This window comes from Limnobaculum xujianqingii (assembly GCF_013394855.1).
Taxonomy (GTDB): domain Bacteria; phylum Pseudomonadota; class Gammaproteobacteria; order Enterobacterales; family Enterobacteriaceae; genus Limnobaculum; species Limnobaculum xujianqingii.
The window spans coordinates 1,418,932-1,443,971 of record NZ_JABMLK010000002.1; the positions used below are offsets into that span (position 1 = coordinate 1,418,932).

General features: G+C 47.0%; 18 protein-coding genes and 4 tRNA genes. 13 read left to right on the plus strand and 9 right to left on the minus strand.

The features are described 5' to 3' along the window. Positions 1–5 precede the first annotated feature (5 nt). The 7 genes from atoC to GOL65_RS20595 form a co-directional block, all read right to left on the minus strand. Positions 6–1,382 carry an acetoacetate metabolism transcriptional regulator AtoC gene (gene atoC, locus GOL65_RS20565; RefSeq protein ID WP_140921442.1) on the minus strand — a complete coding sequence of 459 codons (1,377 nt, stop codon included), beginning with the start codon at positions 1,380–1,382 and terminating at the stop codon, positions 6–8. Continuing rightward, positions 1,379–3,229 carry a two-component system sensor histidine kinase AtoS gene (gene atoS / locus GOL65_RS20570; protein ID WP_140921443.1) on the minus strand — a complete coding sequence of 617 codons (1,851 nt, stop codon included), beginning with the start codon at positions 3,227–3,229 and terminating at the stop codon, positions 1,379–1,381. Before atoS ends, atoC begins: the two co-directional genes overlap by 4 nt. 223 nt (positions 3,230–3,452) lie before the next feature. After that, positions 3,453–4,046 (minus strand): ATP-binding cassette domain-containing protein, encoded by a 594-nt coding sequence (locus GOL65_RS20575; protein ID WP_140921444.1) that lies wholly within the window; start codon positions 4,044–4,046, stop codon positions 3,453–3,455. Next, positions 4,030–4,833 carry an ATP-binding cassette domain-containing protein gene (locus GOL65_RS20580; protein ID WP_140921445.1) on the minus strand — a complete coding sequence of 268 codons (804 nt, stop codon included), beginning with the start codon at positions 4,831–4,833 and terminating at the stop codon, positions 4,030–4,032. The genes GOL65_RS20575 and GOL65_RS20580 overlap by 17 nt, the downstream gene beginning before the upstream one ends. Next, positions 4,821–5,591 (minus strand): ABC transporter permease, encoded by a 771-nt coding sequence (locus GOL65_RS20585; RefSeq protein ID WP_140921450.1) that lies wholly within the window; start codon positions 5,589–5,591, stop codon positions 4,821–4,823. Before GOL65_RS20585 ends, GOL65_RS20580 begins: the two co-directional genes overlap by 13 nt. A 32-nt stretch (positions 5,592–5,623) precedes the next feature. Then, positions 5,624–6,592 (minus strand): ABC transporter permease, encoded by a 969-nt coding sequence (locus GOL65_RS20590; RefSeq protein ID WP_140921446.1) that lies wholly within the window; start codon positions 6,590–6,592, stop codon positions 5,624–5,626. Then, positions 6,592–8,160, minus strand: coding sequence for an ABC transporter substrate-binding protein (locus GOL65_RS20595; protein ID WP_140921447.1), 1,569 nt, complete (start codon positions 8,158–8,160; stop codon positions 6,592–6,594). The genes GOL65_RS20590 and GOL65_RS20595 overlap by 1 nt, the downstream gene beginning before the upstream one ends. 362 nt (positions 8,161–8,522) lie before the next feature. Here GOL65_RS20595 and GOL65_RS20600 point away from each other — a divergent pair. The 13 genes from GOL65_RS20600 (at position 8,523) to rpoC (ending at position 22,815) form a co-directional block, all read left to right on the plus strand. After that, positions 8,523–8,598: transfer RNA gene (locus GOL65_RS20600), tRNA-Thr, on the plus strand. An 11-nt stretch (positions 8,599–8,609) separates the two neighbouring features. Continuing rightward, positions 8,610–8,694 (plus strand) — tRNA-Tyr (locus GOL65_RS20605). Between the two features lie 215 nt (positions 8,695–8,909). Continuing rightward, positions 8,910–8,984: transfer RNA gene (locus GOL65_RS20610), tRNA-Gly, on the plus strand. A gap of 3 nt (positions 8,985–8,987) precedes the next feature. Continuing rightward, positions 8,988–9,063, plus strand: a tRNA-Thr gene (locus tag GOL65_RS20615). 114 nt (positions 9,064–9,177) lie between these two features. Then, positions 9,178–10,362 carry an elongation factor Tu gene (gene tuf / locus GOL65_RS20620; protein WP_179038519.1) on the plus strand — a complete coding sequence of 395 codons (1,185 nt, stop codon included), beginning with the start codon at positions 9,178–9,180 and terminating at the stop codon, positions 10,360–10,362. Positions 10,363–10,599: 237 nt separating this feature from the next. Further along, positions 10,600–10,983, plus strand: coding sequence for a preprotein translocase subunit SecE (gene secE, locus GOL65_RS20625; RefSeq protein WP_140921489.1), 384 nt, complete (start codon positions 10,600–10,602; stop codon positions 10,981–10,983). Position 10,984: 1 nt separating this feature from the next. Further along, a complete protein-coding gene (nusG, locus tag GOL65_RS20630; RefSeq protein ID WP_108901157.1) occupies positions 10,985–11,530 on the plus strand; it encodes a transcription termination/antitermination protein NusG in 546 nt (181 codons plus the stop codon). 176 nt (positions 11,531–11,706) lie between these two features. Further along, a complete protein-coding gene (gene rplK, locus GOL65_RS20635) occupies positions 11,707–12,135 on the plus strand; it encodes a 50S ribosomal protein L11 (RefSeq protein ID WP_130593057.1) in 429 nt (142 codons plus the stop codon). 3 nt (positions 12,136–12,138) lie between these two features. Continuing rightward, positions 12,139–12,846 (plus strand): 50S ribosomal protein L1, encoded by a 708-nt coding sequence (gene rplA / locus GOL65_RS20640; protein WP_140921488.1) that lies wholly within the window; start codon positions 12,139–12,141, stop codon positions 12,844–12,846. Positions 12,847–13,171: 325 nt separating this feature from the next. Next, positions 13,172–13,669 carry a 50S ribosomal protein L10 gene (rplJ, locus tag GOL65_RS20645; protein WP_140921487.1) on the plus strand — a complete coding sequence of 166 codons (498 nt, stop codon included), beginning with the start codon at positions 13,172–13,174 and terminating at the stop codon, positions 13,667–13,669. Positions 13,670–13,731: 62 nt separating this feature from the next. After that, positions 13,732–14,100: a 50S ribosomal protein L7/L12 gene (gene rplL, locus GOL65_RS20650; protein WP_130593054.1), complete on the plus strand. Its 369-nt coding sequence runs from the start codon at positions 13,732–13,734 to the stop codon at positions 14,098–14,100. Positions 14,101–14,430: 330 nt separating this feature from the next. Further along, positions 14,431–18,459: a DNA-directed RNA polymerase subunit beta gene (gene rpoB / locus GOL65_RS20655; RefSeq protein ID WP_140921486.1), complete on the plus strand. Its 4,029-nt coding sequence runs from the start codon at positions 14,431–14,433 to the stop codon at positions 18,457–18,459. A 138-nt stretch (positions 18,460–18,597) separates the two neighbouring features. Then, positions 18,598–22,815, plus strand: a complete 4,218-nt coding sequence (gene rpoC, locus GOL65_RS20660; protein WP_140921485.1) for a DNA-directed RNA polymerase subunit beta' — start codon at positions 18,598–18,600, stop codon at positions 22,813–22,815. 306 nt (positions 22,816–23,121) lie between these two features. Here the strand turns inward: rpoC and thiH are convergent, their stop codons facing one another. Both thiH and GOL65_RS20670 read right to left on the minus strand, forming a co-directional pair. Further along, positions 23,122–24,255, minus strand: coding sequence for a 2-iminoacetate synthase ThiH (gene thiH, locus GOL65_RS20665; RefSeq protein ID WP_140921484.1), 1,134 nt, complete (start codon positions 24,253–24,255; stop codon positions 23,122–23,124). Beyond that, entirely contained in the window at positions 24,252–25,040 is a 789-nt protein-coding gene (locus GOL65_RS20670; RefSeq protein ID WP_140921483.1) for a thiazole synthase, read from the minus strand. Before GOL65_RS20670 ends, thiH begins: the two co-directional genes overlap by 4 nt.

Here is a 25,040-nt window from a genome sequence, read left to right on the forward strand (position 1 = left end):
CGATGTTAGTCAATACGGTATTCTTGTAATTTATACATTAATGCCCGACGACTAATCCCCAATACTCGGGCGGTCTGAACCCGATTACCCTGATTGTTAGCCAGCGCAGTGCAAATTAATTCACGCTCATATGCTTTCAGATTTTCTTTTAGCGTATGCCCTATCAGGGTGTGTACCGTTTCGCTGATATGGGGAACATTGAGCTGTTGCTGTAAGTGTTCCGGCAATTCATCAGGGAAGATAATAAATCCGGTACTCATGATAACCGCGCGCTCAATGGCGTTGGAGAGCTCTCTGACGTTTCCTGGCCATGGATAGCTTTCAAGAATGGTTAATGTGCTGGGGTCCAGTTCTACTATCTCTTTGCCGTTTTCCGCACTGAATTTTTGTAAAAAATGCTGAGCCAGTAAAGATATATCTTCCGGGCGTTCACGCAGAGGGATTGGTGAAAGATGTATTACGTTCAGGCGATAGAACAGGTCCTGACGAAACTCTCCCTGTTCTACCATAGCCGCCAGATTACGGTTAGTGGCAGCAATCAGACGGATATCGGTTTTAATAGTCTGGCTTCCACCCAGTCGTTCAAACTCTCTCTCCTGCAAAACCCGTAACAGCTTTACCTGTAAATTATGGGGCATTTCCCCCACTTCATCTAATAGCAGAGTCCCTTGGTTAGCGCGTTCAAATAGCCCCTGACGCTGAGTTTGTGCACCGGTAAATGCCCCTTTCTCATGGCCAAACAGTTCACTCTCCAGTAAAGACTCCGGTAGCGCACCACAGTTAATTTTTATAAAAGGGCCTTTGGCGCGTGGGCTGTTGTAGTGAATTGCTTTGGCGATTAACTCTTTACCGGTACCGCTTTCTCCGGTAATCAGCACGCTGGCGTTACTCTGAGCTATTTTTGCCGTATCTCTACACAGTTCCATCATTTTAGGGCTGTTAGTCAGAATACGATCCCACTGATAGCTGTCTGACAATGCGCGATGCAGCAGATTAATTTCCTGCTTCATTTCTCTTAGTTGCATGGCACGGCCGATCATCATTTTCAGCTCATCGAGATCGAAAGGCTTAATTACATAATCAAACGCCCCCAGACGTAGAGCCTCTACCGCGGTTTCTACCGCCGCATAGGCGGTCATCAAAATTACCGGTATGTTTTGATGAGTTTGCCGCATCACCTGTAGTGCTTCCATACCGTTTAGCTTTGGCATGCGGATATCCATTAGAACGATATCCGGCGTCTGTTGTTCAAACAGTTCTAACGCCTGCTGACCGTCTTCTGCACAAATAGGCTGGTGTCCGTCACGGGTAAATACCGTGGTTAGCATACGACGAACACTCTCTTCATCATCAACGATCAGAATACGGTAGGATTTTTTCATTGTGGAATTCCTTCGCTATGCTTAACCGGTAATACGATGGTAAAGGTGGTTCCCTGATTAAGCTTACTTGTCAGCGTAATATCCCCATCGTGGGCGGTAATAATGCGGTGGCTGATTGAGAGACCGAGCCCAGTACCCGATGGTTTGGTGGTATAAAACGGATCAAATATTTTAGTTTTTATTTCGTCACTGATACCACAACCGTTATCGGAAATAGTGATTTCTTGCCAGTCTGGTGATAGCGCACGAGTAGTAATAATTATTTCACCACGAGCAGCAATAGACTGCACGGCATTGATCAACAAATTGAGCAATACTTGCTTTAATAGTTCTCCATCGGCTTCAATATCGGACAACGACTCTTCGAGTTGAACCACAAAATCAATTCTGGCCTCAACCCCTTTGGTTTTTACCAGAATCAGGCTTTGATTAATAATCTGATTTAAATTTATTTTCTGGTACAGGCTTGGCCTTGGGCGAGCAAAGTCTAATAGCTGTTGAATGACTTTGTTGATGGAGTGGACTTCTTTCAGAATGATTTGAGTATATTCCAACCGCTGTGGGTCGGTTTCACTGTCTTTTAGGATCTGAACAAACCCACTAATAGCGGTTAACGGATTACGAACTTCATGCGCCACACCGGCCATCAACTCACCTAGGGTCGCCAAACGCTCTGCCTGTTCAATACGGCGTTGAACCTCTTTTTTAGCGGTTAAATCAGTAAAAATAACCAGAGCACCAACAGTATCTCCCTGAGCATTACGCAGTTGGCTGGTGCTGACGCTAATCTGTATGGTGCGGTTTTTACCTGGATAATCTACTTCCAATGCCACATGCTCGATATCGTGGATTAAGGTGTCGAGTACCGGGCTAAAGAAATTGGTGTTTTCAAATATTTCTGCATAGGGCCTGCCGATCAGCTCTTTTTGACGATAGCCAGTAATTTCTTCTGCAGCCGGGTTCATCATAGTGACACAGCCTTCGATATCCACAGAGATCACTCCGTCGGCAGCGCTTTCAATAATCAACTCGTTTAACGTTTTTGCTTCTCTTAGCGCGCGGGAGAGTGAGTTTACGCTGTCGGATATTTCTCCCATTTCCCCCTTCATGGGTGGGATTTGTGTTTTTAGATTGAGGGGTAATTCATTCAGACCTGACTTAATTGTATCAATATCTGAGGCAAATCTGCGGGAAAAAGCGACAATCAACCAGATACTGAACAGCATACCAATACAGATTACGGCAATGATCTTCAAATCCATGGCTAACGCCTGACGGGCAATATCATTGGACAGCTCATTGGCCCAGATATAGCCAATGACCTGATCATCACGCTTAATTGGGATCATTGAGTTCATGATGTTGCCCCGTACCTGCGACCCCCAACGAACAAGTGGTTCTCCGCTTGCCATCACGTCACGACCGGGATGGTCTTGCTTGATCGTGACGCCTACGGCATTGCCATGTAGTGCTTGTGGGCCATAGGTAATAATGGCATCCAGTTCCCGATTGTAATACCCCGCGCCTACGCCGGAAAACGCTTTGGTAATAGTGTCAGTAACCGGTGCCAGCTGTTTATTCAGTGCGGCTATACGTTGATCGCGAGGCAGGTCAGGATAGAGTTTAAATGAATCTTTTAGTGCATCATCTAGCAATTGCGTTACGGCAGATAATTTAATCTTTTTTTCCTGCAGAAGTGCATCCCGGCCTTCAGTTTCAACAAAGTAGCCAATAACCAGCGTAGGCAGCGAAACCATTACAATCGCCAATACCATCATTTTGCTGCGTAAAGTATGTGGCCTGAATCGTTGAATGAACCGTTTGTAGTCCAAAATGGGAGAAGACATTGCAGTCGGTTCCTTAGATATTAATAGCATGTTTTCTGGCGATTGAGCTGTAGCCAGAGTGTTGGTCCTGACTATAGTTCTTCAATCGGATGGTACAAGAGGTACTGTCTCAAAATGTGAGGAATATCCTACAGCATGTAATAGTAACGAGGCGTAATTTTAAATTTTATCGATAAGGTTCTAACTGTTTTGTGATGGGGGAGCTCACTGATGAAAATGGTAGTTACGGCTCAGATTGCCAGACTTGCGTACACACCTGCTCTAACAGTGCTTTGCTATGGCTAATAATAACCATGCCTAAATTGCGTTGTTGGCTCTGCTGCAAAATGAAACGCCAGGTTTGAGCTTGCATCAGCGGGTCCAGTTGAGCGGTTATTTCATCAGCAATCAGAAACCGTGTTTTTGGGGCCAGAGCTCTGAGAAGGGCAATACGAGCGAGTTCGCCACCGGAAACTTCTGATGGATAACGTGTTAATAATTCAGGATCAATCGCCAATGCTTCCAGCCACTCATTTCCCGGTTGCCAAACGTCATACAGAGCGGCACCGGTGGTTCTGGCTGGATTGAATGTACGTTCAGGGTGTTGTGGAACCAGTTGTACCGGACAGTAGCCTTTGAGAGGCAATGGCTGGTTATCTAATGTGATATGACCTTTCGTTGGCAGTTGCCAGCCAGCTAATACTCTACCCAGTGTGGTTTTACCATAACCGCTGGGGGCGAAGATACCCAGTCGTTCCCCAGGAGATACGGACAAATTAAGTTCATGCCAAAGAGTGGTTTCCCCTTGAATGATGCTTAAGTTATGCGTTTGCAGCATGATAAAGCGGCTCCGGATTATGAATAAAATGCTGCTCCGGTAAGGCTTGCCACAGAGATTGAAGCCATGAGCTACCACCGCCATGACGCAGTGCACTGGAGTGAATAACTTCTTTGATCGTCCCTTGGTGTAACACGGCAATACGATCGGCAAAATTAGCCGCCAGATGTAGGTCATGAGTGATCCACAACACTCCACGGCCCTGGTGACATAAGCTTTTCAGGTGGTTGAGTAAGATCTCTGCATGCTGATTATCCAGCCAGGCGGTGACTTCGTCTGCCAGAATAAAACGAGCCTGACTCAGCGTGGCACAACTCACTAAAACGCGTTTTGCCATCCCACCGGAGAGTGATAGTGGATATTGCTCCAGCAATTGTTCTGACAAATTATATTGCTGTAATTGTTGAGACATAGCCTGATATGAAGGTGTTTTTCCACTGAGTTTTGCTGCTCGTTGAATCTGCTTTCCTGTTTGAATTAAAGGGTTCAGAGCGCTGACACTTTGTGGAATATAACCCAGAGTATTGCCTCTCAGGGTCTGTTGTTGAGCAGCATTGATAATACAGTCATCAATTAAAATCTGACCGGATGAACGCATGGTGGAAGGCAGCAATCCTAAAATGCTTTGTAGTAATAGACTTTTACCTTCCCCGCTTCCACCAACCAATGCAACCAATTCACCTGCCTGAACTTTCAGGTTGATATCATGCAAAATTGAGTTCCAGACTGGAGGGCGAAACCAGCGCTCTTTGGCACAGGACAATTCAAGGTTTTTTAGTTGTAACATGATGATTTCCTTAGCCAGACTTTTTGCAGGCTACGGGCTAATTGATCGATAGTCAGAACCAGAATGACCAGAGTCAGGCCGGGATAAACCGCCAGCCACCAGTCGCCGCTGCTCAAATAGCGCAGGGCATCGGATAACAGCAATCCCAGCGAAGGCTCATGAGGCTCAAGCCCAAATCCAAGAAAGCTAAGTCCGGCGCTATGTAGCACTGCATGAGGGAAAATTAGTAGCGACCCCACTAACAGTTGAGGTAACAACAGCGGCAGATAGTGTTTATAACAGCATTGCCAGCGGCTGAGGCCGGTACGCTGAGCCAGCAAGATATAGTCAGCCTGACCGATTCGTAATAGTTCTGAACGCAGAATCAGCGCCAGTTTGGGCCAATGGGTCAGAGAGACGGCAATAATCACGCCCCATTTTCCCCCACCAAAAGTAAAACAGATCAGAATCAATAACAGCAAATGGGGCAGGGCAATAAACGTATCAATCAGCATGCGAATAAGGTAATCCATGCTTTTGCTTAACTGGCTGAGAACAGCAATAACCAGCGCCAGAAAACCACTGCATAACGCAGTGATAAAACCGATTTGTATGCTGGTCATCATACCTTGCAAGCAGCGTAACCACAGGTCACGACCCAAATTATCAGTACCAAACCAAAACTGTAGAGAAGGAGCACTGCGGCGGCTAAGCAGATTCAGAGTAATGTCCTGATAGTTGCTGTGAATTCCCAGAAACAGCAGGATGCTAAGTAACATTGTTGCCAAAAGCAGTTGAATCAGCGTTTTGTTCACTGAACCCTCCGCAGCGGCGCATTAATGTGATTTAGTAATATTGCAGCGCAGGTATTACCAATAAACACCAGTAAAGTGATAAATAACACAATGCCCAGTAATAGCGGCACATCACCACGTAGTCCCGCATCAATCGTAGCCTGACCTAACCCGGGATAGGCAAATACCTTTTCGGCCAACAGTGCACCACCTAGCAATTCTCCCAGCGAGGCAAATTGCAGACAGATAGCAGGGGTTAGTGCGTGGCGCAGCATATGAAATCTAATCAACGACCAGCCTTTGTCGCCTTGTGCATGGGCGTAATAAATAAATTCGCTTTGAGTCACTTCTTCAATACGGGAACGAGTATGCAGGGCAATATTCCCCACACCTAGCAATCCTAAAGCAATGGTGGGCAAAATCAGATGATGAAGGCGCTGAATCACGGTAGCTTCACTTCCTGTTAATCCCGGTGGCCAGGCGCAGCAGATAGGAGCCCATTCCAGTTTTACTGAAAAAAACGCCAGCAGTAGAATACCAATCCAGAAAGTGGGTAATGAAGACAGCAGATAACACAAGGTGCGAATAATACTGTCGGGCCAACGATTCAGATAACGACCGGCGATAAGCCCTAACGCAATGCCTGATACACCAGAGAGAATCCAGGCAGATGCCAGCAGCATGAAGGAGGTAAGAAATCGCTGGGTAATAACTTCAGTAACAGGTGCGTTATACACCATGGAGTAACCAAGGTCGCCCTGTAATAACTGTTTTAACCAGAGAAGAAAACGCTGCCATAGCGGTTGATCCAAACCCCAACGGGCGGCGATTTGTGCATATTGCTCAGGTGGAACATGCAGCAAGTCGTTACCGATATAGGCTCGAATAGGATCTACTGGAGAAAAACTCAGTAAAACAAAGGTACCTGCTGCCACCATAAGCAGCAGGCTGATAAGTCTTAAACTAAGCAGTGGCAACTGGCGCATTACTTACAGGTCCAGCTCCAGTTCTCAAGATTATTGAGCACTGTCCAGTCGCCATGGGCTTCCGGGGCACCCTGACCTAAGCTAACACAGGGATTAACCAGATAAGTATGATTCAGGTTAATCAACCATGCCCAGGCTGCATCGCCTTTAATACCTACACCGGTGGTTCCGTCCCAGTCAACTTTTTGCCAGATAGGGGTTGCCGCTTGCCAGTTCGGGGTTTCTATGGCCTGCTGCAAATGTTTATCCACTTTAGCATTGGCGTAGTAGCCCGGATTAAAATAGCCTTCTCCTTGCAATTTGCTGGAGTAGTGATGATACAGTTCCATTGGATCCAGACTTCCCCAGCCAAACAGGGTTGGATTCGCGTGCATGTAGCGTTCTACCGTTTCCCAACTGCCTGATTTGAGGGTAACTTCAATACCTATTGGTTTTAGCATTGAGCTAAAAGCCTGCGCCAGATCGCGACGGGTGCTGTCACCACTGGCATACCAGAGAGTCAGCTTAGCTGGGGTGCCATTTTTCTCGCGAATCCCGTCAGGGTTTTTGCTAACCCATCCAGCCTGTTGCAGAATTTGACGGGCTTTTTCAATATCCCCATCTTTGAATTGTGTTTCAGGGTTGTCCCATGGAAGCCCTTTGACAGCGGTATAAGCCGGAGTTGCATGCCCGTCAAACAGTTGGCTGGCCAGAAGCTGGCGGTCGACGGCATAGTTAATTGCCTGACGAATGGCTATATCAGCAGTGATGTTATTACCGATATCATTACCTTGAGCATCTTTTTTACCTGCCGGAATCATCGGAAACATGATGCCTCGGTTTTCAACACTCGGCTGAACCAATAGTTTCATATTATTCACGGGCTGGTTAGCCAACGTTTGTGGAACGCGAACTAAATCCAGTTTGCCGCTGCTGGCTGCGGCATAGGCGCTATCCTGATCTAAAAATACAAATACCAGTTTGTCGAAGTCATTCTTTTTACCCACGTAGTAAGGGTTTGCTTCAACAATTAACTGTTGTCCTGGTTGTAAACTGGTTAGTTTATAAGGGCCTGCACCAATAGGCTGGCGGGCAAAGTCTCTGCCATATTTTGCTTGCGGGACAATGCCCAGCGCACCAAGCACATTGATAAAGGTACTTTCAGGGTGTTTAAGCTGAATGGTTAGCGTTTGTTTATCAATCGTTTTAGCCTGCTGAAAACTGCCCATATCGGCTTTGCCACCGCTAATCGCTGCCTGATTATAGGAAAACACTACGTCATCAGCGGTTAACGGTGAACCATCAGAAAATTTTAAATCAGGTTTCAGATGCACCGTCCAGGTCAGGCCGTCATCACTCAACTTATAGCTATTAACCAATACCGGTTGCCAGCTCAGGTCAGCATTTTGTCGCAACAACGGGCTGTGAAGTAACACGTAGCTACCGTGACTCCAGCCCAGTAACGGATCAAAGCCTTCAGACGGTTCTGCGCCTATGGCCAGTTTTAACGTGTGGTTTTGTGCTATAACAGACGTAGAGGCCGCTGCTGTTAGCAGGCAAAGTGCAAAAAAGGATAACCTGGACTTCATGAGATAACGTTGCTCCTGATATTTTATTAATAGAGTTTGGGATGCGTTAAAACGTTCATCATAACTTTTCATGAAAACTTCATACTTTAGGTGCGTTTTATAACAAGGATGAAAATTTCGCACTTTGATATAGATCGGATATCTCGAAATTTAAGTAAAATGTGTGGTAAAAAACGCAAATCAAAAAGCGGGTAAAAATAACTGGTTAAAAATTGTTTAGTTCAGGCCTGAAAATTGACTATAATCTGCTCGCTGTGGATGAAAAAAGGACAGGTTTGGTCAAAAAGTGAGCGATAGCGCATTAAACTGAATTTTTTTGTTGCATCGTCCTTCATGTCTCCCTAGAATGCGCAGCACTTGATGCCGGCTTAGCTCAGTAGGTAGAGCAACTGACTTGTAATCAGTAGGTCGCCAGTTCGATTCCGGCAGCCGGCACCATCAAGTTTTTGGGCGGGGTTCCCGAGCGGCCAAAGGGAGCAGACTGTAAATCTGCCGTGATTCACTTCGAAGGTTCGAATCCTTCCCCCGCCACCATATTTGATTGTATTGACGCGATGTGGCATCAATACAGTGTCTGAAAAGACACCTGAAAGGGGATGAGTTAAGAATTTCAATTGAAGTTCAGTACTCAGCAAAGCGAGAAAAACTACTAAGTAGTTACCCAACGGGTGTATCGCAGTGTCTGAAGTCATTCCTCCCCCACCACCGAGTTTAGAGTGTTGAAGCACCAGGTCACTGAGTTCGGAACTGCGGGCATCGTATAATGGCTATTACCTCAGCCTTCCAAGCTGAAGATGTGGGTTCGATTCCCACTGCCCGCTCCAAATGCTGATATAGCTCAGTTGGTAGAGCGCACCCTTGGTAAGGGTGAGGTCGGCAGTTCGAATCTGCCTATCAGCACCACTTTCCCTTCTACAGTAAATTCCCCTGATAACTTCTAACTCGAACTGATATTACAAGCTTTTGCTTGGTTAATGTGGTTTAACCACGATCTATCGTGTTTTAGAGGGACTATCGATGTCTAAAGAAAAATTTGAACGTACAAAACCGCACGTAAACGTCGGTACTATCGGCCACGTTGACCACGGTAAAACAACTCTGACAGCAGCTATCACCAACGTATTAGCAAAAACTTACGGTGGTCAGGCTCGTGCATTCGATCAAATCGATAACGCACCAGAAGAAAAAGCTCGTGGTATTACCATCAACACTTCTCACGTAGAATACGACACCCCAAGCCGTCACTATGCACACGTTGACTGCCCGGGACACGCCGACTACGTTAAGAACATGATCACTGGTGCTGCTCAAATGGACGGCGCTATTCTGGTAGTAGCTGCAACTGACGGCCCAATGCCACAAACTCGTGAGCACATCCTGTTAGGTCGCCAGGTAGGCGTTCCTTACATCATCGTGTTCCTGAACAAGTGTGACATGGTTGATGACGAAGAACTGTTAGAATTAGTTGAAATGGAAGTTCGTGAGCTTCTGTCTCAGTACGATTTCCCAGGTGATGATACTCCGGTAATCCGTGGTTCAGCTCTGAAAGCGCTGGAAGGCGACGCAGCATGGGAAGCAAAAATCATCGAATTAGCAGAAGCACTGGATTCTTATATCCCAGAGCCAGAGCGTGCAATTGATAAGCCGTTCCTGCTGCCAATCGAAGACGTATTCTCTATCTCTGGCCGTGGTACAGTAGTAACCGGTCGTGTAGAGCGCGGTATCGTTAAAGTAGGTGAAGCGGTTGAGATCGTTGGTATCAAAGAAACCACTCAAACCACTTGTACCGGTGTTGAAATGTTCCGTAAATTACTGGACGAAGGTCGTGCGGGTGAGAACGTCGGTGTTCTGTTACGTGGTACTAAGCGTGAAGAAATCGAACGTGGTCAAGTACTGGCTAAGCCAGGTACAATCAACCCACATACCCAGTTCGTATCAGAAGTTTATATTCTGAGCAAAGATGAAGGTGGTCGTCATACTCCATTCTTCAAAGGCTACCGTCCACAGTTCTACTTCCGTACAACTGACGTGACCGGTACTATCGAACTGCCAGAAGGCGTAGAGATGGTAATGCCAGGTGATAACATTCAGATGACAGTAACGCTGATCGCGCCAATCGCGATGGACGAAGGTTTACGCTTCGCTATCCGTGAAGGTGGCCGTACTGTTGGTGCTGGTGTTGTTGCTAAGATCATCAAATAAGTTTGACGTAACTAGCTTTAAGAGGGCATCATTTGATGCCCTTTTTCAACGTTGTGAATTAAAAAGAACCTATCTCATCAAGTTTTTCTGTCTTGTTATCTGGTATAAGGGCAGTGAGAGCTAGGGTGAGATAGGCTCATATACGGCGTATTATGCCGAAGAACGAGCATTCGGCTTGGTTGCTCTGCTATAATGCGGGGTGAGAGATTTACTTAAGTCATAATGACAGGTTGGTTTATGAGTGCGAATACCGAAGCTCAAGCAGGCGGGCGCGGACTAGAAATAGTTAAATGGCTGATTGTTGCTGCATTATTGCTCACTGCTATTGTAGGTAATTATATCTATCGTGGATATAGTTTACCGATACGTGCAATTGCGGTTGTAGCGATTATTGGCATTGCTTTTGTGATTGCGTTGTTTACCGTTAAAGGTAAAGCAACCGTCGAATTTGCGCGCGCTGCACGCATTGAAATGAAAAAAGTAATTTGGCCTACACGTCAGGAAGCGCTGCAAACAACGTTGATCGTTGCGGCGGTGACTGTTGTTATGTCACTGATTCTATGGGGGCTGGATGGTATTCTGGTCCGTTTGGTCTCATTTATAACTGGCCTGAGGTTCTAAGATGTCTGAAGCCCCTAAAAAGCGTTGGTACGTAGTGCAAGCATTCTCTGGTTTTGAAGGTCGCGTAGCGCAGTCTCTGCGTGAGCACATCAAACTGAATGAGATGGAAGATCAATTTGGTGAAGTGATGGTTCCAACCGAAGAGGTTGTTGAGATTCGCGGTGGCCAACGTCGTAAAAGCGAACGTAAATTCTTCCCAGGCTATGTATTAGTTCAAATGGCGATGAACGATGCGACATGGCATCTGGTTCGTAGCATTCCACGCGTTATGGGCTTCATTGGCGGCACTTCAGACCGTCCAGCTCCGATTAGCGACAAAGAAGTTGATGCGATTATGAATCGCCTGCAACAAGTTGGCGATAAGCCACGTCCGAAAACGCTGTTTGAGCCGGGTGAACTGGTCCGTGTTAATGATGGTCCATTTGCTGACTTTAACGGTGTGGTTGAAGAAGTTGACTATGAGAAGAGCCGCCTGAAAGTATCGGTATCTATCTTTGGTCGTGCAACACCAGTTGAACTTGATTTTAGTCAGGTCGAAAAAGGCTAATTTACTAATCAACATCGATTAGTAAAAGATAACCGTCAGGTTATTAGATTACTATATTGTAAGATGCGCGGGGTTATCGTATAATTCCGCGCCTTTTATTTTATAAAAGCACTCACAGTTTTATTTAAAAACGGGGAGCCTTTCGAGGCGTTATCACCCAAACCGAGGAAATACACATGGCTAAGAAGGTCCAAGCCTACGTTAAGCTGCAAGTTGCAGCTGGTATGGCAAACCCAAGTCCACCAGTTGGTCCAGCTCTGGGTCAACAAGGCGTGAACATCATGGAATTCTGTAAAGCGTTCAATGCTAAAACTGAAAGCATTGAAAAAGGCTTACCAATTCCTGTGGTAATCACCGTTTATGCAGACCGTTCTTTCACGTTTGTTACTAAGACTCCTCCAGCGGCTGTTCTTCTGAAGAAAGCTGCAGGTATTAAGTCTGGTTCTGGCGTTCCAAACAAAACTAAAGTTGGAACTGTTACAAACGCGCAAGTTCGTGAAATTGCACAAACTAAAGCCGCGGATATGACTGGTGCTGATGTAGACGCTATGGTGCGTTCTATTGAAGGTACTGCTCGTTCCATGGGCCTGGTAGTGGAGGGTTAATCAATGGCTAAGCTAACCAAGCGCATGAGCGTAATCCGTGACAAAGTTGACGCAACTAAACAGTATCAAATTACTGAAGCTGTTGCTCTGCTGAAAGAATTAGCAACTGCTAAATTCGTTGAAAGTGTAGACGTTGCCGTAAACCTCGGTATCGATGCTCGTAAATCTGACCAAAACGTCCGTGGTGCAACTGTACTGCCACACGGTACTGGTCGTACCGTTCGTGTAGCTGTATTTACTCAGGGTGCAAACGCTGAAGCAGCTAAAGAAGCTGGTGCAGATCTGATCGGTATGGAAGATTTAGCAGAACAAATCAAAAAAGGCGAAATGAACTTCGACGTAGTTATTGCTTCTCCGGATGCAATGCGCGTTGTAGGTCAATTAGGCCAGGTATTAGGTCCACGTGGTCTGATGCCAAACCCGAAAGTGGGTACTGTTACTCCTAACGTTGCTGAAGCGGTTAAGAACGCTAAAGCTGGTCAGGTTCGTTATCGTAATGATAAGAACGGTATTATCCATACCACTATCGGTAAAGTTGACTTTGATGCAGATAAACTGCAAGAGAACTTAGAAGCTCTGCTGTCTGCTCTGAAGAAAGCTAAACCATCTACAGCTAAAGGTGTTTTTGTTAAGAAAGTTAGCCTGTCAACCACCATGGGTGCTGGCGTAGCTATCGATCAAAGCAGCCTGAGCTCAGCAGCGAACGTTTAATTCACTGCTTTACTATGGAGCCAGATTCGTCTAGAATTTGGCCCCTTAGAATTTTTCGGTTGGAGCCTGGCCTTATCCAGGCCTCCGTCCAAGACCGCAGGTGTATGGAAACATACTTAATTGCTTGTTCTTAATGAAAAAGTATAACGACCTGCGTAGACGGTGAGAGAGCCAAAAGAATGTTTTTCTTATTAAAAAGAATAGTCTTTGCTGGATTCTGCTCACCGTGTTTTAACGCCTGTTCATCGTTTTCTTCGGGAAACGATTGATTCAGGTGATGTGAGTTCCGGGAATTATCCCGGTCTAATCCAGGAGCACAAAGCCAATGGCATTAAATCTTCAAGACAAACAAGCGATTGTTGCTGAAGTTAGCGAAGTAGCCAAGGGTGCGCTGTCTGCAGTAGTTGCGGATTCCCGCGGCGTTACTGTAGCTAAAATGACTGAACTGCGTAAAGCAGGTCGTGAAGCTGGCGTATATATGCGTGTTGTTCGTAACACCTTAATGCGTCGCGTAGTTGACGGTACTCCATTCGAGTGCCTGAAAGACACGTTTGTTGGTCCAACCTTAATTGCATTTTCTACTGAACATCCGGGCGCAGCAGCTCGTTTATTCAAAGCGTTTGCTAAAGAGAATACAAAATTTGAGGTTAAAGCAGCAGCCTTTGAAGGTGAGTTGATTACTGCGGCAAATATTGACCGCTTAGCAACCTTACCAACCTACGACGAAGCAATCGCACGCCTGATGGGAACCATGAAAGAAGCCGCTGCCGGCAAATTGGCTCGTACCTTGGCTGCGTTGCGCGATCAGAAACAAGCAGCTTAATTGCTTATTCTATCGTTGCTTTTTAGCGTATAAACTATTTCTATATTTTAGGATCACTTGTTATGTCAACTATCACTAAAGACCAAATTTTAGACGGTATTGCAGCTCTGTCTGTAATGGAAATCGTTGAATTAATTTCTGCTATGGAAGAGAAATTCGGCGTTTCTGCAGCAGCTCTGTCTGCTGGCCCAGCTGCTGTTGTTGAAGCTGCTGAAGAGAAAACTGAATTCGATGTAATTCTGACTGCTGCTGGTGCTAACAAAGTTGCTGCTATCAAAGCAGTACGTGGCGCAACCGGTCTGGGTCTGAAAGAAGCTAAAGACTTAGTTGAAGCTGCTCCAGCTGCTGTTAAAGAAGGCGTGAGCAAAGACGAAGCTGAAGCTCTGAAGAAAGCACTGGAAGAAGCTGGTGCTTCTGTTGAGGTTAAGTAAGACCTCGTTCCAGTTTGCAGCCTGACTTACAGGCTGATGGCTGGTGACTTTTTAGTCACCAGCCTTTTTGCGCTATAGGGTTTCAGTAGAATTTCACACTGTTTGCCTACTGAGTAACCCCAATATTTCTTTCTATTGACGACTTAATATACTGCGTTCCCAGCCTGGTTTGCTGACCAGCTACCGACGTAATGAAATGATTTAAGAGTAATAGAAATGGGTATTGCGGAAGATTTTCATTCTTCCGATCGAAATAAATAGTGTTGCATGAAGAACTGTCCCTGTTCGGACGGACAGAGTGGGTCACTGATCAGCGAGCTGAGGAACCCTATGGTTTACTCCTATACCGAGAAAAAACGTATTCGTAAGGATTTTGGCAAACGTCCACAAGTTCTGGACATTCCTTACCTTCTTTCTATCCAGCTTGACTCGTTCCAGAAGTTCATCGAGCAAGACCCGGAAGGCCAACATGGACTGGAAGCAGCATTCCGTTCAGTGTTCCCTATCCAGAGCTACAGCGGTAACTCAGAGTTACAGTATGTAAGCTATCGTCTTGGTGAACCTGTATTCGATGTCAAAGAGTGTCAAATCCGTGGTGTGACCTATTCCGCACCGCTGCGCGTAAAACTGCGCCTGGTGATTTACGATCGTGACGCTCCGGCGGGCACGGTTAAAGACATCAAAGAACAAGAAGTTTACATGGGTGAAATTCCACTCATGACCGATAACGGTACCTTTGTTATTAATGGTACAGAGCGTGTTATCGTTTCTCAGTTACACCGTAGTCCGGGTGTGTTCTTTGATAGCGACAAGGGTAAAACCCACTCATCGGGTAAAGTGCTGTATAACGCACGTATTATCCCTTACCGCGGTTCCTGGTTGGATTTCGAGTTTGATCCGAAAGATAACCTGTTTGTTCGTATTGACCGTCGTCGTAAGCTGCCAGCGACTATTATTTTGCGTGCGCTGGATTTCTCGACTGAACAAATTTTAGATCTGTTCTTTGACAAGATCGTATTTGAAATCCGTGATAACAAGCTGCAGATGGAACTGGTTCCTGAGCGCCTGCGCGGTGAAACTGCCTCTTTCGATATCGAAGCTGGCGGTAAGATCTTTGTAGAGAAAGGTCGTCGTATTACTGCTCGTCATATTCGCCAGCTTGAAAAAGATGGCATTGATAAAATTGAAGTTCCGACCGAATACATTATTGGAAAAGTCGTTTCTAAAGATTATATCGATGAGAAGACCGGGGAAATTATTTGCCCTGCGAATATGGAGCTGACGTTGGATCTGCTGGCTAAGCTGAGCATGGCTGGCCACAAGCGTATTGAAACGCTGTTTACCAACGATCTGGACCACGGTGCTTATATCTCCGAGACTGTACGTGTCGATCCAACCTCCGATCGCTTAAGCGCGCTGGTTGAAATCTACCGTATGATGCGTCCTGGTGAACCACCAACGCGTGAAGCTGCAGAAAACCTGTTTGAGAACCTGTTCTTCTCTGAAGATCGTTACGACCTTTCTGCGGTAGGCCGCATGAAGTTCAACCGTTCTTTAAGTCGTGAAGAAATTGAAGGTTCAGGTATTCTGAGCAAAGACGACATCATCGAAGTGATGAAGAAACTGATCGGTATCCGTAACGGTATCGGTGAAGTGGATGATATCGATCACTTGGGTAACCGTCGTATTCGTTCTGTTGGTGAAATGGCTGAAAACCAATTCCGTGTTGGTTTAGTGCGTGTTGAGCGTGCGGTTAAAGAGCGTCTGTCATTAGGCGATCTTGATACTCTGATGCCTCAGGACATGATCAACGCTAAGCCGATTTCGGCAGCGGTGAAAGAGTTCTTTGGTTCAAGCCAGCTTTCACAATTTATGGACCAGAACAACCCACTGTCTGAGATTACGCACAAACGTCGTATCTCTGCACTGGGCCCGGGCGGCTTGACGCGTGAGCGTGCAGGCTTCGAAGTACGTGACGTACATCCGACTCACTATGGTCGCGTATGTCCAATCGAAACGCCGGAAGGTCCAAACATCGGTCTGATCAACTCCCTGTCTGTATATGCACAGACTAACGAGTATGGTTTCCTGGAAACCCCATATCGTCGCGTACGTGACGGTCTGGTGACCGATGAGATTCATTACTTATCCGCCATTGAAGAAGGCAACTACGTTATCGCTCAGGCGAACTCCAACCTGGATGACGAAGGCCGCTTCATGGAAGATCTGGTGACCTGTCGTAACAAAGGCGAATCAAGCCTGTTCAGTCGCGATCAAGTGGACTATATGGACGTTTCAACCCAACAGGTTGTCTCCGTAGGTGCTTCTCTGATCCCGTTCCTGGAACATGATGACGCCAACCGTGCTCTGATGGGTGCAAACATGCAACGTCAGGCGGTTCCAACCTTGCGCGCTGATAAGCCGCTGGTAGGTACCGGTATGGAACGTGCTGTAGCAGTTGACTCCGGTGTAACCGCCGTTGCAACTCGCGGTGGTACCGTTCAATACGTCGACGCTTCTCGTATCGTAATTAAAGTTAACGAAGACGAGATGATGCCGGGCGAAGCAGGTATCGACATTTATAACCTGACTAAATACACCCGTTCTAACCAGAACACCTGTATCAGTCAAATGCCATGCGTTTCTTTAGGCGAGCCAGTTGAACGCGGTGACGTGTTAGCTGATGGTCCGTCTACTGACCTGGGTGAACTGGCTCTTGGCCAGAACATGCGCGTCGCATTCATGCCTTGGAATGGTTATAACTTCGAAGACTCCATCCTGGTATCTGAGCGTGTTGTACAGGAAGACCGTTTCACAACTATCCACATTCAGGAACTCTCTTGCGTATCTCGTGATACCAAGTTAGGGCCGGAAGAGATCACTGCTGACATCCCTAACGTGGGTGAAGCAGCGCTGTCTAAACTGGATGAATCCGGTATCGTTTATATCGGTGCTGAAGTAACCGGCGGTGACATTCTGGTTGGTAAAGTAACGCCTAAAGGCGAAACTCAACTGACACCAGAAGAGAAACTGCTGCGCGCGATTTTTGGTGAGAAAGCGTCTGATGTTAAAGACTCTTCACTGCGCGTGCCAAACGGCGTTTCAGGTACCATTATCGACGTTCAGGTATTTACCCGTGACGGCGTAGAAAAAGATAAGCGTGCGCTTGAAATCGAAGATATGCAGCTGAAGCAGGTTAAGAAAGACCTGACCGAAGAGCTGAAGATTTTCGAAGCTGGTCTGTTTGCTCGTATTCACGATGTGCTGGTTTCCGGCGGCATCGAAGAAGAGAAACTGAGCAAATTGACTCACGACAAGTGGCTTGAAATCGGTTTAAGTGACGAAGATAAGCAAAACCAACTGGAACAGCTGGCAGAGCAATACGACGAACTGAAATCCGAGTTTGAGAAGAAACTTGAAGGCAAGCGCCGTAAGATCACTCAGGGCGACGATTTAGCCCCTGGCGTTCTGAAAATTGTCAAAGTCTATCTGGCGGTTAAGCGTCAGATTCAGCCTGGTGACAAGATGGCAGGTCGTCATGGTAACAAAGGTGTTATCTCTAAGATCAACCCGATCGAAGATATGCCTTACGATGAAAACGGCGTGCCTGTTGACTTAGTTCTGAACCCGCTGGGTGTACCATCGCGTATGAACATCGGTCAGATTCTGGAGACCCACCTGGGTCTGGCTGCTAAAGGTATTGGCGATAAGATTAACGCCATGCTGAAACAGCAGCAGGAAGTTGCAAAACTGCGTGAATTTATCCAGAAGGCTTATAACCTGGGTGATGATACGCGTCAGAAAGTAGACTTAGCTAAGTTTACCGATGAAGAAGTGCTGACTCTGGCAGAGAACCTGCGTAAGGGTATGCCAATTGCAACACCAGTGTTTGATGGTGCAAAAGAGAAAGAAATCAAAGAGCTACTGACTCTGGGCGGTTTGCCGACCTCTGGTCAGATCACGCTGTTTGATGGACGTACCGGTGAACAGTTCGAACGTCCGGTTACCGTTGGCTATATGTACATGCTGAAACTGAACCACTTGGTTGATGACAAGATGCATGCACGTTCTACCGGTTCTTACAGTCTGGTTACTCAGCAACCGCTGGGTGGTAAGGCTCAGTTCGGTGGACAACGCTTCGGTGAGATGGAAGTGTGGGCGCTGGAAGCTTATGGCGCAGCGTACACGCTACAGGAAATGCTGACCGTCAAGTCCGACGATGTAAACGGCCGTACCAAGATGTACAAAAACATCGTGGATGGCAACCATCAGATGGAGCCAGGCATGCCGGAATCCTTCAACGTATTGTTGAAAGAAATCCGCTCGCTGGGTATCAACATCGAGTTGGAAGAGGAATAAGTTCCTCTTATTTCCAGCCCCGGTCGCCGGGGATGGTTGCAGGGCACAGGGGCGCTTAACTCCTTAACTGTCTGTTTAAATACAGATTTAAGAATAAGTTGAGCGCCCAACAGGTTTAACTCCGACAGGAGCCGATCCGTGAAAGACTTACTGAAGTTTCTGAAAGCACAAACTAAGACCGAAGAGTTTGATGCAATCAAAATAGCGCTGGCTTCGCCAGACATGATCCGTTCTTGGTCTTTCGGCGAAGTTAAAAAGCCGGAAACCATTAACTACCGTACGTTCAAACCAGAACGTGACGGCCTTTTCTGTGCCCGTATTTTCGGACCAGTAAAAGATTACGAATGCTTGTGCGGTAAGTACAAGCGTCTGAAACATCGCGGTGTCATTTGTGAAAAATGCGGCGTTGAAGTGACTCAGACTAAAGTGCGTCGTGAGCGTATGGGCCATATTGAACTGGCTTCTCCTACTGCGCATATCTGGTTCCTGAAATCACTGCCATCGCGTATCGGCCTATTGTTAGATATGCCATTACGTGACATCGAACGCGTACTGTACTTCGAATCTTATGTCGTTGTTGAAGGCGGTATGACTAATCTGGAGCGTCGTCAGATCCTGACTGAAGAGCAGTATCTGGATGCGCTGGAAGAGTTTGGTGATGAATTCGATGCCAAGATGGGTGCCGAAGCTATCCAGTCTCTGCTGAAAGGCATGGATCTGGAAGCTGAGTGTGAACAACTGCGCGAAGAGTTAAATGAAACCAACTCTGAAACCAAACGTAAAAAGCTGACCAAGCGCGTTAAGCTGCTGGAAGCGTTCATTCAATCTGGCAACAAACCAGAGTGGATGATCCTGACCGTATTACCGGTTCTTCCACCAGATTTACGTCCGCTGGTTCCGCTGGACGGTGGTCGTTTTGCGACTTCTGACCTGAACGATTTATATCGTCGCGTGATTAACCGTAACAACCGTCTGAAACGCCTGTTGGATCTGGCTGCGCCAGATATCATCGTACGTAACGAAAAACGTATGCTGCAGGAAGCGGTTGATGCGCTGTTAGATAACGGTCGTCGTGGGCGCGCTATCACCGGTTCTAACAAACGTCCTCTGAAATCTTTGGCCGATATGATCAAAGGTAAACAGGGTCGTTTCCGTCAGAACCTGTTAGGTAAGCGTGTTGACTACTCCGGTCGTTCTGTAATCACCGTAGGTCCATACCTGCGTCTGCATCAGTGCGGTCTGCCTAAGAAGATGGCATTAGAGCTGTTCAAACCGTTCATCTATGGCAAGTTGGAACTGCGTGGTCTAGCGACTACGATTAAAGCTGCTAAGAAGATGGTTGAGCGTGAAGAAGCCGTGGTATGGGATATCCTGGATGAAGTTATCCGCGAACACCCGGTACTGTTAAACCGTGCACCAACTCTGCACCGTTTAGGTATTCAGGCGTTTGAACCGGTACTGATCGAAGGTAAAGCGATCCAGTTGCACCCATTAGTGTGTGCGGCTTATAACGCCGACTTCGATGGTGACCAAATGGCGGTTCACGTACCGTTGACGCTGGAAGCCCAGCTGGAAGCGCGTGCGTTAATGATGTCTACCAACAACATCCTGTCTCCTGCGAACGGTGAGCCAATCATCGTACCATCTCAGGACGTTGTTTTGGGTCTGTACTACATGACCCGCGACAAAGTGAATGCGAAAGGCGAAGGCATGGTCCTGAGCGGACCTAAAGAAGCCGAGCGCGTATATCGTGCTGGCCACGCTGAGCTACATGCTCGCGTTAAAGTTCGTATCACTGAGTATGAAAAAAATGCTGAAGGCGAACTGGTTGCCAAAACTGGTCTGGTAGACACTACTGTTGGTCGTGCCATCCTGTGGATGATCGTACCAAAAGGTCTGCCTTACTCAATTATCAACCAGGCGTTAGGTAAGAAAGCCATTTCCAAGATGATTAACACTTGTTATCGCATCCTGGGTCTGAAACCTACCGTTATTTTTGCTGACCAGACGATGTATACCGGCTTTGCTTATGCAGCACGTTCCGGTGCGTCTGTAGGTATCGATGACATGGTGATCCCTGCTAAGAAAGCAGAGATCATCAATGAAGCCGAAACCGAAGTGGCAGAAATTCAGGAACAGTTCCAGTCTGGTCTGGTTACCGCCGGCGAACGTTATAACAAAGTTATCGATATCTGGGCTGCAGCTAACGAACGCGTAGCGAAAGCGATGATGGAAAACCTGTCTTCTGAAACCGTGATTAACCGTGACGGTGAAGAAGAGAAACAAGTTTCCTTCAACAGCATCTTTATGATGGCTGACTCCGGTGCACGGGGCTCGGCAGCACAGATTCGTCAGTTAGCGGGTATGCGTGGTCTGATGGCTAAGCCAGATGGCTCAATCATCGAAACCCCGATCACTGCGAACTTCCGTGAAGGTCTGAACGTACTCCAGTACTTCATCTCTACTCACGGTGCTCGTAAAGGTCTGGCGGATACCGCACTGAAAACAGCAAACTCCGGTTATTTGACTCGTCGTTTAGTTGACGTGGCACAGGATCTGGTGGTTATCGAAGACGACTGTGGAACTCACGATGGTATCGTGATGACACCAGTTATCGAAGGTGGCGACGTTAAAGAACCTCTGCGTGAGCGTGTATTAGGTCGTGTAACGGCTGAAGACGTTCTGAAGCCAGGTACTGCTGACATTCTGGTGCCGCGTAATACGCTATTGAATGAAAAATGGTGTGACCTGTTAGAAGAGCACTCTGTTGATATTATCAAGGTACGTTCTGTTGTTAGCTGTGATACCGATTTCGGTGTTTGTGCTAACTGTTACGGACGCGACCTGGCCCGTGGCCATATCATCAACAAAGGTGAAGCTATCGGTGTTATCGCCGCTCAGTCAATCGGTGAACCTGGTACACAGTTAACCATGCGTACGTTCCACATCGGTGGTGCGGCATCGCGTGCGGCTGCTGAGTCCAGTATCCAGGTGAAAAATACGGGTAACCTGAAGCTGAAAAACGCTAAGTTTGTTATCAACGCTGCTAACAAGCTGGTTATCACTTCACGTAATACTGAACTGACTTTAATCGATGAATTTGGTCGTACTAAAGAGAGCTATAAAGTACCTTACGGTGCAGTTATGGCGAAAGGCGATGGTGTTGGCGTTACCGGTGGCGAAACTGTCGCTAACTGGGATCCGCATACCATGCCAGTTATCTCTGAGGTAGGCGGTTTCATTCGCTTTACCGACATGGTTGATGGCCAGACGATTACTCGTCAAACCGACGAATTAACCGGTCTGTCTTCAATCGTTGTGCTGGAAGGTGCTGAACGTACTGGTAGTACCAAAGACCTGCGTCCTGCGCTGAAAATTATTGATGCTAAAGGTAATGATGTCCTGATTCCAGGTACTGATATGCCAGCTCAATACTTCTTACCGGGTAAAGCAATTATCCAGTTAGAAGATGGCGTAGAGATTAATCCTGGTGACACACTGGCGCGTATTCCTCAGGAATCTGGCGGTACTCGTGATATCACCGGTGGTCTGCCACGCGTTGCTGACCTGTTTGAAGCTCGTCGTCCGAAAGAGCCTGCGATTCTGGCTGAAATCAGCGGCGTGATCTCCTTCGGTAAAGAGACTAAAGGCAAACGTCGTCTGGTAATCACTCCGATGGATGGCAGCGAGCCATACGAAGAGATGATTCCTAAGTGGCGTCAGCTGAACGTGTTTGAAGGCGAACTGGTAGAACGCGGTGACGTTGTTTCTGATGGTCCTGAGTCTCCACATGACATCCTGCGTCTGCGTGGTGTACATGAAGTGACTCGTTACATCGTTAACGAAGTTCAGGAAGTTTACCGCTTACAGGGCGTTAAGATTAACGATAAACACATCGAAGTTATCGTTCGTCAGATGCTGCGTAAAGGTACTATCGTTCATCCGGGTAACACAGAGTTCCTGGAAGGCGAGCAAGCAGAATACTCTCGCATCAAGATTGCTAACCGCACTCTTGAAGCTGACGGTAAACTGGCTGCAACCTTTGCTCGTGACCTGTTAGGTATCACCAAAGCATCGTTGGCAACAGAGTCCTTCATCTCTGCGGCATCGTTCCAGGAAACAACGCGCGTGCTGACAGAAGCTGCCGTTGCTGGTAAGCGTGATGAGTTACGCGGTCTGAAAGAGAACGTTATCGTTGGTCGCCTGATTCCGGCGGGTACCGGTTATGCTTATCATCAGGATCGTGCGCGTCGCCGTCATGTTGAAGACGTTGCTGCACCTCAGGTTAGCGCAGAAGAAGCAACAGCCAACCTGGCTGAGCTACTGAATGCTGGTCTGGGTAGTGATGACGAATAATCAGCCCAATTAGCTGAGTAAAAAACCGCCCTTTGGGGCGGTTTTTTTATGCCTGATACCTGACGGTTTTTCCCGCCGGCAGTGAGAAAGGACTGAGGCATAACGAATAAAAGTTCTTATACGAAATGCCTCAGTATTACTGATGCAGAGCCGGGGGGAAATCAGTGGCCCTGATAAAGGCGTTAACAACCTTTACCCGGTGACTATATGTAATTTATTTTTCTCCTGTTATCACCGCAGGTTGATGTTGTGCAACATAGCGAAAATAATTTACGGTCATTTTGCTGTTTTCATTAACTTTGCGATCTATATTCCCGAAATATGCCCCAGATACCGATCCCAGTCTTTCCAGACCGGCTGTAACCCTTTCGCTATCAGCGCTTCGGCTACCCGCTGTGGAGAACGATTATCATGGGGTGAAAACTGTTCCAGCTCCGGCTTATTATCAGCATAACCACCGGGCTGAGTTTTTGAACCAGCGCTCACGCTATTAATCGCCAGAGGCACAACATGATCACGAAAGTGCGGTGATTCGCGGGTCGACAGAGAAAGCTCTACTTCCGGAGCAAACAGACGAAAAGCACAAATAAGCTGAACTAACTGAGCATCATCCATAAGCGATGCGGGTTCAGTTCCACCGGCACAAGGGCGAAGACAAGGAAAAGAGATAGAGTAACGACTTTGCCAGTAGCGCTTTTGTAGAAAATTCAGATGTTCAGCCAGATAGTAACTATCAGTACGCCAGTCGGCAGAAAGGCCGATTAACGTACCTAATCCAATTTTGTCTATGCCTGCATCCCCCAGCCTTTCTGGTGTTGCAAGCCGCCAGAAGAAGTCCTGTTTATTACCTCTCAGATGATGGAGTTGATAGGTGGGTCCATGATAGGTTTCCTGATAAACCATTACGGCATCCAGCCCTAACGTTTTTAGTTCAGCATACTCTTCAGTTTTTAGCGGTTGTACTTCCATCATGAGTGAGCTGAATTTTTGCCGAATATCAGGAAGATGATGGCGAAAGTAATCCATACCGACTTTTCCCTGATGCTCTCCGGTAACCAACAACAGATGTTTGTAACCCATGGCATTTAGCGCATGGCATTCCAGTGCAATCTCATCCTCATTTAATGTTTTACGCTTGATGCGATTGCTCATTGAAAAACCACAATAGCTACAGTCATTAGCGCAGAGGTTGGAAAGATACAGAGGGGCATAGAAGCTTACCGTATTGCCAAAACGCTGACGGGTAAGGCTCTGTGCTTCTTGTGCCATCTCTTCCAGATAAGGTAGCGCTGCCGGGGAAATCAGCGCCATAAAATCATTTAGTGTGCGCTGTTGATTGCCGAGTGCCTGTTCAACGTCTCTTGATGTTTTTCCGTACAAACTAAGGGAAATATCATCCCAGCCCAAATTTTGCCAGTGGTGACGAAATTCTGTTTTCATTTCACCTCCACCGCTTTGGACTTGAGAAAGTCGGTTAACGGGCTGGAAGCGGATGCATGACCATTATGGCGTATCGCCCCTAATCCGGCCTGTCTGGCTAAATGGCCAGCCTCAACTGCCAGTTTAAAAGCTTGCGCCATGTTTACCGGATCGTTGGCTACGGCAATGGCGGTATTAACCAATACTGCATCCGCTCCCATTTCCATCGCCTGAGCGGCGTGGCTTGGGCTGCCGATTCCTGCATCCACCACCACCGGAACACCAGACTGTTCAATAATGATTTTTAAAAACTCTTTGGTGACCAAACCTAAATTGGAACCAATGGGTGCACCTAATGGCATCACTGCGGCACAGCCAACATCTTCCAGGCGTTTACACAACACCGGATCGGCACCGCAATAGGGCAGTACAATGAATCCTTGTTTAACCAATTCCTCTGCTGCTTTTAGGGTTTCAATCGGGTCAGGCAGTAGATAGCGCGCGTCAGGGTGAATTTCCAGCTTAAGCCAATTAGTTTCCAGCGCTTCTCTGGCTAACTGAGCCGCAAAAATAGCCTCAGCGGCGGTTTTTGCTCCGGAGGTATTCGGCAACAGCCTGATGCCATGCTGCTGTAGTGGTGCCAAAATAGCATCACTGTTGCTATGAATATCGACCCGTTTCATTGCCATGGTAGCCAGTTCTGAGCCTGAAGCCGCAATAGCCTGCATCATCATATTTGAAGACGAAAACTTTCCGGTACCCACAAACAAACGTGAGGTAAATATTGTCTCTGCAATGGTTAACAT